The 8,880-nt window shown below is 65.2% G+C and carries 13 protein-coding genes and 2 pseudogenes; 9 read left to right on the plus strand and 6 right to left on the minus strand.

The genetic code is table 11. The annotated features are described in order from the left end of the window. Positions 1 to 76 precede the first annotated feature (76 nt). Positions 77 to 460: pseudogene (locus J2Y58_RS20230) on the minus strand (type IV secretory system conjugative DNA transfer family protein); the annotation flags it as partial. On the opposite strand from J2Y58_RS20230, the pseudogene J2Y58_RS20235 reads away from it, so the two are divergent. Continuing rightward, positions 431 to 853 (plus strand): annotated as a pseudogene (locus J2Y58_RS20235) (Tn3 family transposase); the annotation flags it as partial. The pseudogenes J2Y58_RS20230 and J2Y58_RS20235 overlap by 30 nt on opposite strands. Here J2Y58_RS20235 and J2Y58_RS20240 read toward each other — a convergent pair. Genes J2Y58_RS20240 through J2Y58_RS20250 form a run of 3 tightly spaced genes read right to left on the minus strand, consistent with a single transcriptional unit; the run spans position 850 to position 1,728 of the window. Then, positions 850 to 1,011: a hypothetical protein gene (locus J2Y58_RS20240; protein WP_310107179.1), complete on the minus strand. Its 162-nt coding sequence runs from the start codon at positions 1,009 to 1,011 to the stop codon at positions 850 to 852. The pseudogene J2Y58_RS20235 and the gene J2Y58_RS20240 sit on opposite strands and share 4 nt — an antisense overlap. 28 nt (positions 1,012 to 1,039) lie before the next feature. After that, a complete protein-coding gene (locus J2Y58_RS20245) occupies positions 1,040 to 1,351 on the minus strand; it encodes a hypothetical protein (protein WP_310107181.1) in 312 nt (103 codons plus the stop codon). After that, entirely contained in the window at positions 1,348 to 1,728 is a 381-nt protein-coding gene (locus J2Y58_RS20250; RefSeq protein ID WP_310107184.1) for a hypothetical protein, read from the minus strand. The genes J2Y58_RS20245 and J2Y58_RS20250 overlap by 4 nt, the downstream gene beginning before the upstream one ends. Before the next feature lie 189 nt (positions 1,729 to 1,917). On the opposite strand from J2Y58_RS20250, the gene J2Y58_RS20255 reads away from it, so the two are divergent. Next, positions 1,918 to 2,712 carry a hypothetical protein gene (locus J2Y58_RS20255; RefSeq protein WP_310107186.1) on the plus strand — a complete coding sequence of 265 codons (795 nt, stop codon included), beginning with the start codon at positions 1,918 to 1,920 and terminating at the stop codon, positions 2,710 to 2,712. Further along, entirely contained in the window at positions 2,709 to 3,017 is a 309-nt protein-coding gene (locus tag J2Y58_RS20260; RefSeq protein ID WP_310107188.1) for a hypothetical protein, read from the plus strand. Before J2Y58_RS20255 ends, J2Y58_RS20260 begins: the two co-directional genes overlap by 4 nt. Here J2Y58_RS20260 and J2Y58_RS20265 read toward each other — a convergent pair. Continuing rightward, a complete protein-coding gene (locus J2Y58_RS20265; RefSeq protein ID WP_310107190.1) occupies positions 2,981 to 3,232 on the minus strand; it encodes a helix-turn-helix transcriptional regulator in 252 nt (83 codons plus the stop codon). The two genes, J2Y58_RS20260 and J2Y58_RS20265, sit on opposite strands and share 37 nt — an antisense overlap. Positions 3,233 to 3,316: 84 nt before the next feature. Between J2Y58_RS20265 and J2Y58_RS20270 the strand changes: the two genes are divergently transcribed. The 4 genes from J2Y58_RS20270 to J2Y58_RS20285 all read left to right on the plus strand — a co-directional run bounded on the left by J2Y58_RS20270 (position 3,317) and on the right by J2Y58_RS20285 (position 4,911). Next, the gene (locus tag J2Y58_RS20270; protein ID WP_310107191.1) at positions 3,317 to 3,604 is read left to right on the plus strand and encodes a hypothetical protein; all 288 of its coding nucleotides are present in this window, start codon (positions 3,317 to 3,319) and stop codon (positions 3,602 to 3,604) included. After that, positions 3,585 to 4,052 carry a hypothetical protein gene (locus tag J2Y58_RS20275; protein ID WP_310107193.1) on the plus strand — a complete coding sequence of 156 codons (468 nt, stop codon included), beginning with the start codon at positions 3,585 to 3,587 and terminating at the stop codon, positions 4,050 to 4,052. The genes J2Y58_RS20270 and J2Y58_RS20275 overlap by 20 nt, the downstream gene beginning before the upstream one ends. A 348-nt stretch (positions 4,053 to 4,400) precedes the next feature. Continuing rightward, positions 4,401 to 4,721 carry a hypothetical protein gene (locus J2Y58_RS20280; RefSeq protein WP_310107195.1) on the plus strand — a complete coding sequence of 107 codons (321 nt, stop codon included), beginning with the start codon at positions 4,401 to 4,403 and terminating at the stop codon, positions 4,719 to 4,721. A gap of 16 nt (positions 4,722 to 4,737) precedes the next feature. Then, positions 4,738 to 4,911 carry a hypothetical protein gene (locus J2Y58_RS20285; protein ID WP_310107197.1) on the plus strand — a complete coding sequence of 58 codons (174 nt, stop codon included), beginning with the start codon at positions 4,738 to 4,740 and terminating at the stop codon, positions 4,909 to 4,911. Between the two features lie 765 nt (positions 4,912 to 5,676). Here J2Y58_RS20285 and J2Y58_RS20290 read toward each other — a convergent pair. After that, on the minus strand, positions 5,677 to 6,126 hold the full coding sequence (locus J2Y58_RS20290; RefSeq protein WP_310107199.1) for a helix-turn-helix transcriptional regulator: 450 nt from the start codon (positions 6,124 to 6,126) through the stop codon (positions 5,677 to 5,679). Positions 6,127 to 6,218: 92 nt separating this feature from the next. On the opposite strand from J2Y58_RS20290, the gene J2Y58_RS20295 reads away from it, so the two are divergent. Further along, complete coding sequence (locus tag J2Y58_RS20295) at positions 6,219 to 7,070, plus strand: hypothetical protein (RefSeq protein WP_310107202.1); 852 nt, start codon at positions 6,219 to 6,221, stop codon at positions 7,068 to 7,070. Then, positions 7,067 to 8,803 (plus strand): MobF family relaxase, encoded by a 1,737-nt coding sequence (gene mobF, locus J2Y58_RS20300; RefSeq protein ID WP_310107203.1) that lies wholly within the window; start codon positions 7,067 to 7,069, stop codon positions 8,801 to 8,803. The genes J2Y58_RS20295 and mobF overlap by 4 nt, the downstream gene beginning before the upstream one ends. Positions 8,804 to 8,880 lie beyond the last annotated feature (77 nt).

Below are 8,880 nucleotides of genomic sequence, written 5' to 3' on the forward strand. Positions count from 1 at the left end.
CACGAAACTTAATATACTTTGCGGCAACGCTCAGGCCTTTGTTGACCATTTGTTCCGACTGCCGCTGTCCATATGACAAACCTTGAGGTGCCCCCAACGTGCCGGCACGCTCGCCATAGAGCGCCTTGAGCTGGTGCATGTCCTGGAGGATCGGCCAGAGCTGCATCCCGTAGCCCGCCATCAGCCCCATCGCGCGCTCGACGGGATCGAGTCGGCCGAGCGCGGCGAACTCGTCCAGCAGGAACAGCACGGGCTTGTCCGGCCGGGCAGGGGAGCGGGCCATGTCGGTGACGGCCTGGCTCACCAGCAGCCGCAGCCAGCGGGCATAGGCATCGAGCCGGTCGGGTGGCAAGCACAGGAACACCGTGCCCGGCCGTTCCTTCAGGTCCGCGAACCGGAAGTCGGACGCCGATGTGCTGTCCACGATGCGCGGGCTGTCGATAAAGTGGGTGTGACGCTGTTCATGCTCGACTGGCTCGACGATGCCGATCTGCGTCGGCGCACCAACGCCAACCTCAACAAGGGCGAGGCCCGCAACGCGCTCGCCCGTGCCGTCTTCTTCAACCGCCTCGGCGAATTGCGCGACCGCACTTTCGAGAACCAGCGGCACCGCGCTTCTGGCCTCAACCTGATCGTCTCGGCCATCATCCTGCGGAACACCGTCTATCCCGACCGTGCCGCCCGTCACCTGCGTGACCGTGGCATCGACGTGCCCGACACCCTGCTCGCCCATGTTGCCCCGCTGGGCTGGGAGCATATCAGCCTCACCGGCGACTATCTATGGAGCGAGATCGACAAACCTCGCGAGCGGTTCAGGCCGCTCCGAACCACGGGAGCGGCGGCCCGCCCTTAGCGTACGTTCAGAAAGACGTTCTGCGATGACCCCTGATAGTCGCCGCCCAGCGCGTACACCGGCAGCACCGTGGATGTGATCGCGACCGGCTCACCGGTCGGGGCCGGGCAGGAAGGCGCCGTCGTCATTGCGGCGAGCAATGCCATGATTGTCGTCATCGTCTTTCCTCACACAAGCCGGCGATCATCATGATCCTTTCCGCGGCCTGCTCAGTCGCCGGTTGTTGGCGGAAACCTTGCGCCGGTAATGCTTCAGCGTGCCTTGCGTGGCCCCGAGCGGGGTGACGCCCAGCGCGCCGGTCATCAGGCGGGTCTGTAGCTCGATCGCGGCGCAGACCTTCTCGGTCACCATCAGCTCGGCTTCCGCCGCCCCGGCCGACCCGCCGGCGGCGATGCGTGCTATGCGGAGCGCCATTACCGTGCCGGCCTCCGCGCCCAGCATGCACATGTCCATGCCGGCCTTCATCCAGGCGACGTAAGCCGTGCTCGCCTTCGTCATCGGTTTGCCTCTCGTGCTTGATGCTTGGTCGCCAGAAATCCGACCGCACCGAGCAGGAAGCCGCAGAACAGGGTCTGGAGCTGGAGCGACAGGAAGCCGAAGGGCAGGGCAAGCCCATAAAGTGCGTAGCTGTTGATCGCGACATCGCTCAGGATGATGGCGGCGCCAAGGGCAAGGCCCATCGGACGGCGGTAGATCAGCAGCACCGCGGCGAGCGGATCGAGCGCGGTCAGCGCCGTCCAATAGACGTTCATCCAGGTCGGGGCGTCATCGAACACGATCCATCCCACGTTGACGAGATGCAGGGTGTGCGTGACCGTGCCGATGGCGAAGCCGGAGGCCAGTACACCGATCGTGATCCGTTTGATTGCCGTCATCCGAACCTCTTCGTTCTGTTCCCAAGCCCCGCTATCGACAGCGCCTTCGTGACCGACCGACGCGATGCTATGCGATCGGGAAGCCGCAATCCATCGGAGGCAGGGCATATGGACGACAGACGACCGCCGGCCCGGCCACGCAAGACCGGCTGCGTCAGGACATCAAAGATAGCAGCCCCTGTCGCCGACATGGCTGCGCTCACGGCTGCCCTGAACAATGCAGTCGCTGTTATCGATACTTCCGCCATCGATGACGCACAGGACGTTATGTACGATGCCTGGGACGCGAGCGGCGCCGAAAGGGTTCGCCTGGCTCGCAAGGCAGTCGAAATTTCGCCGCTATGCGCCGATGCCTATGTGCTGCTTGCCGACGAGGCAGTGGTCAGCGATGCCGATGCAATCGCTCTCTACCGGCTAGGCATGAAGGCCGGCGAACTGGCGCTCGGACCTGAGTTCGAGGAACTGAAAGGTGAGTTCTGGGGCTGGCTGCAGACCCGGCCGTATATGCGTGCCCGTGCCGGGCTTGCCGGGGCGCTGTACCGGACAGGGGCCGTGGACGAAGCGCTGACGCACTGGCGCGCGCTGCTCGAACTCAATCCTGACGACAACCAGGGGATCCGCTACACACTCGCCTTCGTCTTGCTTGATCGTGGTCGCGACGACGAGCTGCGTCAGCTGCTCCGCCTTCATGAGGATGATGGCGGCATCGTCATCACCTACACGCGGGCGCTCGTTGCCTTCCGCGACGGTGATCCGACCGCTTCCGCCATCCTGAGTGACGGGCTTCGCGGCAACCGCCACGTGCCCGCGATCCTGTTGGCCGCAAGACCGCCCGAACCTTCACAGGGGTATCTGACCATGGGCGGTGCCGACGAGGCGACGTGGTATGTCGAACAGGCCGGAAAGGCGTGGCGCGAGACGCCGGGAGCGGTGGCTTGGGCAGTCGAAACGGCAGCGCTGCCCGACGGCCGGACAAGGCAATGATCGCCCTGCCGCCGGATGTGACGTTCACGAAACATGCCGCGCAGCCGGGATGCTGGATCTATGACTTCCGGCACATCCGGCTGGGGCCGCTCGGTCGGGTCGTGCTGACGGTGCTGCCGGACGGTGCGCACACGCATGTCTCATGCGAACTTGCCGAGAACCCGGATCTGGAACTCACCGCCGAACGGCGGGAGGCTTTCGAGCCGCTCGGACGTGAGATCGCTCACCATCTGGAGCAGGCCTTTGCCCATCGGGCAGACGTCCCGCCTCAGTCGGGGACAGCGTTCTCGCCATCCAGCACCTGAGCCAGCAGCGCGACCGGATCGACGCCGATCGCGCGCGCGACCGCGACATATTCGTCGACTGCAAGCATCCGTTCGCCGGTCTCGTAACGCGATACATAGGCCTGCTGCCAACCGAGCCGCTTAGCCAGATCGACCTGACGCAGCTTTGCGTCCCGGCGCGCCTCGGTCAGCGCGGCGACGATGCGCGCGTGTAGCTCGGGCAGGGCGGGGGACACCGGCATGGCACGGCACTAGCGCGGCTTGATGGGAATGCGGAAAGCGTATATCGTCGAGCCATCGTCACAAGGAGGCCGAACCTCATGGGACTGTTCGATCGCATCGCGTCGTTCTTCGATGACTGGCACGCGCCCACCGCCGGATTGGCGGTGGGTAATACCCCGACGATCAACCCCGTCACGGGGCTGCCGATGACCGGCGGGGTCGACGTCGCCGGCAATCCGTTCGGCACCGATCTGTCGAGCCACCATCACGACCACTGGCAGCACGATCCGCATCGCTCGGGATCGGCGTTCGACGATCATTACACCGGCTGGCATGATCCGTTCCCGACCGGCATGGGAGGCGGGCATGACCCCTGGCGCGACTGACACGGTGCCGTGGTGCGACCGGCTGCTCGCGCGCTTCGAAGTCAGCCGGTTTGCGGTAGTGCCGTTCAGCATCTCGCTGTTCGCCGCTCCGGTCAGCTGGCTGATCCTGTCGCTGGCGCTGTTCGGTGGCAGGCGCTCTGTGATCATCGCAGTGGTTCTGCTGGTCATCTGGGCAGTGCCGGTCGGGCTCGACCAGGCGCGGGGCTGGTGGCTGTGGCGGCATCCCCATGCCTCGCCACGCTGGCTGCGCGCCGTCCGCGCCGCGACCGGTGATGCGGTGTTCGACGAGGCGCTGGCGCATCTCACGATCCTGCACGGTGATGACCCCGGCTACCGCGTCGAGCGCGCCCATCTGGCCAATGCGGTGCAGGTGGCGTGGAACGCCAGACGCAAGGCTCGGCAGCGCGATGAAGGCGTCTGTCTGGGTGATGCCCCGGGGCAGGCGTGACCGCGTCGCGATCGTACCGCCGCGGTGAGCTTTTCGGTGTGTCGGAATGTCCGGGATAGCGGCGACTTTCCTGACCTTGCGACCGAGCAGACCGCGTTCAATTTGAACCGATGTTACGATGCCGCTGGCTGCGGCCAACCGGGCGGCGCGCGCAACGCGCGGGGAGCCTCGCAGCGGGGCTACAGGGCTTGATGTCCGGACCTAGCATGTTGCGGTTATGCCATGGCGACAGCGCGCGTCTGCTGGCCTTTCCGGAGCCGTTGCCGGATCTCACGACCGAGGTATTGATCCGGCTGGCCCGCGACTGTCTTTCCGCTCGTTGGGTGTGCGATACCACGAGGATTCCGGTTGGCGTCGCAGGTCACGCCGACGGACCGGTCCGCGTTGCTCGAGCATGCCGATGCGATCGGCTTTTTCGACCGTTCCGAGCCGGCGTCGGCAGGACCGTTCGACCGCATCTTCCATCTCGCCATCATGGCAGGAAACCGCAGCTGCGAGCTCGCAATAAATGACCCATTCGAAACATCCGAACTTGCCCATCTGATCACGCTGATCCGGCGGGCTATGCGCGACCGCCAGGTGTTGTCGCCGGACATGTTGAACGACGTACAGTTCGCCGCATTGGCAGCGGCATGGCTGGACGCACAATCGGCCAATCCGGGCTGCTGACGAACAGGATAATCGCATGACCGACGATCGCGACCGCGGCATGCCCGAGACGCCGCTACCGCAGGACGTAGAGCCGCCCCGAAGCGCCTCGTCCAACATCCTCGACACCCTCGACATGGACGAGGTCGGCGAGATCGATATCGCGTTCGAACGGCCGCTCAGCCATCCGCGACCCGCCACGTTCGACTAATCGATCGACAGCCCGGATAGCGCGGCGATTGGGCGCGGTCCCGATGATCGGGACAGATACGGTCTGCTGGCCGGCTGTCACGCCGGCCGAAGACCCCACGGGAAGCCAGGAACGATGCCGAGGTCATCAAATCGATCAACGACGCCATCACGATCGGCAAAGGGGGAGGAGCACACACCACGCTATGAATAGCAGGTGTGCGCAGCGGGAATCTCTCATCAAAACAACTGTGTAGCATCGTAGCGCTGCTGCTACGGGACACCCTGAAGCTTGATCGCGACGTGCTACGACACCGCTACGCCGCTACAGCGACGCTTTCAGAGCGTTGCTGGTGGCATCTGTTTGGGAGGGGAAGCCTGTATCGATCTGGCCAATTACCAGATGCGCGCATGGCAGCGGACAGGGCGATCCTGATGATGGTCGAGGTCTGTTTCGCACCATCCATGACGCAGCAGGAGCGTCGCTCAAGCAGCGCTTTCTCGTGCTCCCAAGACCCTGTCGATTATGACCCTGGAGGCAGGGTAACCCACAAGCGTTTGCTGAACAGAAAGGCAAGCAGGACACCGCAGGATAACGCCGCCGGCCCGTAGCAGGTGAGGGGCGTCAGCGCCGGTGCGAACCACAAATCCACCGCGAGCCCAACGATAGCCAGCAAGACGGTCGATAGCGTCAGTCCGGCCACCACAGGCCGATTGCGCTGCCGCCTGGTCACAACGCGGGATGTGGCCCTCAGTCGTGCGTCCCATGCCTTGTTCTGCTGCTTCATCACGCCTTGCCCCTGGCGATCGCAAGCAGGGTCCTTCGCAACTGCTTGCTGTTCGCTTCATAGTCGGCTGGTTCGTCATCGAACAGGTCGCGGACGAGGCCGGTAATGACGTCATCATCGAATGCTATTCCGACCTGCTTGCAGGCTGCGGCGACGTCCTTCGCGATGCGATCGAACCTTGCCCAGTCGGTTGGTCTGAACCTGGATCGCGGCACGAGATCCTCACCCCGGATGATCCATTCGGGATCGACGTCGTATAGGTCCCGCAGCCTGGGCAGGATTGCGATCGGGGGTTCGGCCGCGTTCTGCTCCCAATTAATGAGTGCGCGCCGCGAACAGCCCAGCGCCTCAGCGAAGCGATCAAGCGATAACCCGGCCTGTTGCCGAACGGCGCGGATCCGCTGCCCGATGGAGGAACGTTCTTGCAACTTGCGGCACACTCCGTGCATGATAGTGCACTGCTCGTGCTTTGGTCAGGTTATGCTGACAGGGGGCGAGGTGCAATCCGGTGGCGATATGTCCCCGGCGGGGGATCATATCGATGGTGCAGATAACCGCACGCATATCGGACGAACTGGAGGCAGCGCTGAACCGCTGGGCCGCCGATGATGGACTGCAACGCGCCGATCTCATCCGGAACATTCTGACAGAGGCGGTCGGTGCGCGTCGCGAAGGCAGGGCCGTGTTCGACCGCCCCGTGCTTCCCACGCCGGCGGACCTTCAGCACCTGACTGCAGAAGTTCGCACTCTGCTGGTCGAACTCAACCGCGTGCTGCGTCAGAACGGCAAGCGTGACGCCGAGCTGGCGCAGTCAGCGAAAGAGGATGCGATTGGGGTCAGCGAAGCCCGCACCGCCATCATCGCGCAGCTGACAACCGAGATGGGCAGGCTCACCGATCTGCTTCTGGCAAGGATCAAGGAACTGCCCGCGGAGCAGATTGCCGCGCTTGCCGCGTCGCCAGTGATGACCGGGGTCATGGCTGCGCTGAAGCGCATCGAGGAGCATTCTGGCTTCAAGGAAATGCGTACACTGCAGGAGGCGCATACGATCGCGCTGCGCACGCTGAACGCGACGATCAAGCAATCCGTCGAAGCCCCGAGAACCATCGTCCGATTTCTGATCTGGGACCAGGACTGGTCACCGCGCAGGGTCGTGGTCGGGGTAGCGTTATTCTGGCTGGTCTGTGTGGCCAGCTACCATGGTGTAGCGCGCATGCTGCCGGTTTCCTGGCTGGCGGTTCGCTCCTCGGATCTGCAAACCGGGAACACCAGCCACGCAACCTGCGCCCTGCTTCGGTATCGCTTCTCCACCACCAACTGCGACACCCGTTTCGACGGCGATACGATGCGGGTTACGGTGAAACAAAACAGGCTTACGGAGGCGCGGCGATGATCTCGATCGGTTCGGTCGGATCGCCCGGGGATGCGGCAAGCTACTATGCCCGCGACAACTATTACACCGCTGATCAGGCAGAAGGCGCAAGCGCCTGGGCAGGAGAGGGGGCGGCTGAGCTCGGGCTGTCAGGTCAGGTCAATGCCGGGCAGTTTGAGAAGGTGCTCGCAGGCGAACTCCCCAACGGTGCCGTGCTTGACGCCAAGCGCGGTGAGCACCGGCCGGGCTGGGACGTCACCATGTCCGTGCCCAAGTCGGTGTCGATCCTGGCGTTGGTGGGGGGCGACCAGCGTCTGGTGGTCGCGGTGCGACAGGCAGCTGCCGCGACCCTCGCCTGGACGGAGCGCAACATCGCGCAAGCGCGGGTCTGGACCGGCAAGGGACAGGTGCCCGAGACGACTGGCCGGTTCGTCGCCGCGACCTTCCTGCACGATGTGAACCGCAGCGGCGAGCCGCAACTGCACGTTCACAACGTCATCGCGAACGCGACCCGCACCGCCGACGGCAAGTGGCGGGCGCTGCACGCCGACCAGCTGTACGAGTGCCAGCACGTCATGGACGCGGTGTTCCTGTCCGCATTGCGCAGCCGGGTCGAGACGCTCGGCTTCGCCACCATTCCCCGGCACGACGGTCGCAACGGCGCCTTCGAGATCGCCGGCGTATCGCGCGCGGTGGTGGAAGCATTCTCCGTCCGCTCGGCCGAGATCGATGCGTACATCAAGGCGCGCGGACTGGAGAACACCCCGCAGACGCGCGAATATGCAGCGCTGGCGACCCGCGATCCTAAATCGCCCGAACTCGCCCCGGAGCAGCGCGCGGAAGGGTGGCGGAGGCTGGCGGCGGAGCAGGGGCTGGATCCGGCAGCATTGGTAAAGGGTGCGATGGCGGAGGCGGGGCGCGGGCATGACGTTTGGACGCGCACGGTGCGGGGCGTGCGCGGAATAGGGGAGCGCGGACTTGCCATCGCCGGACGCATGGGGCTGACCCCGCGCGACGGCGACCCGCTGGTCCCTGAACGGCTCGGACGACTGGAGCCGCGCGCCTATGCCGCGGCGCAGGCAGTCGCGTCGGCGGTACGCGATCTTGGTGAGCGGGAGGCAGCGTTCGACCGGCTTGAGCTTATCCGCGAGAGCCTGTCGCGCGGCGGGCCGGTGACGGTCGCCGATGTCGAGGCCCGGTTGGCGCTGCTGCAGGAGAAAGGCCTGTTGCTCGGCGACGGTGATCGGATGGTGACGACGCAAGGGTTGGTGCGCCTCGAACAGGCGTATCTTGCCACCGTCGAGGCAGGAAAGGGGCAGTCCGCCCCGATCGTTCCGCCGGTCGACGCTGCGGTCCGGGCGCAGGAGGCGGCACGCGAACTGGGGCTGCACCGGCTCAATGCGGGCCAGGAAGCCGCAGCCGTGCTGATGCTGTCCTCGTCCGACCGGGTGGTCAACGTGCAGGGCGGGTCGGGCCGCGGCAAGTCCACCGCGATGGCGCCGGTGACGGCGGTAGCGAAGGCGGAGGGCCGGGCGGTGATCGGGCTCGCCATCGCCAGCGTGAAGGCGAGCGAGTTCGGGCGCGATACCGGTGCCGACGTGAGTACGGTTGCCCGCTTCCTGGCGCGTCATGCCCGCGTAATCGACGGCACGGCCCGCCCCGAACAGGTCGCGCGCGTGAAGGCAGAGCTGTCGGGTGCGATCGTCATGGTCGAGGAGGCCGGACAGCTCGGTACGTGTGACGGCCTGCAATGATGATCGGTTCGACGCGAGATAAAGGGCGCACTCTGGCGCATAGTCTGTGAGACCGTCGAGGTGCTTGGGCGCACGTT

The sequence above is a fragment of the Sphingomonas sp. BE138 genome, assembly GCF_031456125.1.
GTDB lineage: Bacteria > Pseudomonadota > Alphaproteobacteria > Sphingomonadales > Sphingomonadaceae > Sphingomonas.

Excerpts from the sequence above, each read along its gene's own strand:
- J2Y58_RS20255 (WP_310107186.1), top strand. The coding sequence starts at position 1,918 with ATGGCTGCGCTCACGGCTGCCCTGAACAATGCAGTCGCTGTTATCGAT.
- mobF (WP_310107203.1), top strand. The coding sequence starts at position 7,067 with ATGATCTCGATCGGTTCGGTCGGATCGCCCGGGGATGCGGCAAGCTAC.
- J2Y58_RS20285 (WP_310107197.1), top strand. The coding sequence starts at position 4,738 with ATGACCGACGATCGCGACCGCGGCATGCCCGAGACGCCGCTACCGCAG.
- J2Y58_RS20295 (WP_310107202.1), top strand. The coding sequence starts at position 6,219 with ATGGTGCAGATAACCGCACGCATATCGGACGAACTGGAGGCAGCGCTG.
- J2Y58_RS20290 (WP_310107199.1), bottom strand. The coding sequence starts at position 6,126 with ATGCACGGAGTGTGCCGCAAGTTGCAAGAACGTTCCTCCATCGGGCAG.
- J2Y58_RS20275 (WP_310107193.1), top strand. The coding sequence starts at position 3,585 with ATGACCCCTGGCGCGACTGACACGGTGCCGTGGTGCGACCGGCTGCTC.
- J2Y58_RS20250 (WP_310107184.1), bottom strand. The coding sequence starts at position 1,728 with ATGACGGCAATCAAACGGATCACGATCGGTGTACTGGCCTCCGGCTTC.
- J2Y58_RS20240 (WP_310107179.1), bottom strand. The coding sequence starts at position 1,011 with ATGACGACAATCATGGCATTGCTCGCCGCAATGACGACGGCGCCTTCC.
- J2Y58_RS20245 (WP_310107181.1), bottom strand. The coding sequence starts at position 1,351 with ATGACGAAGGCGAGCACGGCTTACGTCGCCTGGATGAAGGCCGGCATG.
- J2Y58_RS20260 (WP_310107188.1), top strand. The coding sequence starts at position 2,709 with ATGATCGCCCTGCCGCCGGATGTGACGTTCACGAAACATGCCGCGCAG.
- J2Y58_RS20270 (WP_310107191.1), top strand. The coding sequence starts at position 3,317 with ATGGGACTGTTCGATCGCATCGCGTCGTTCTTCGATGACTGGCACGCG.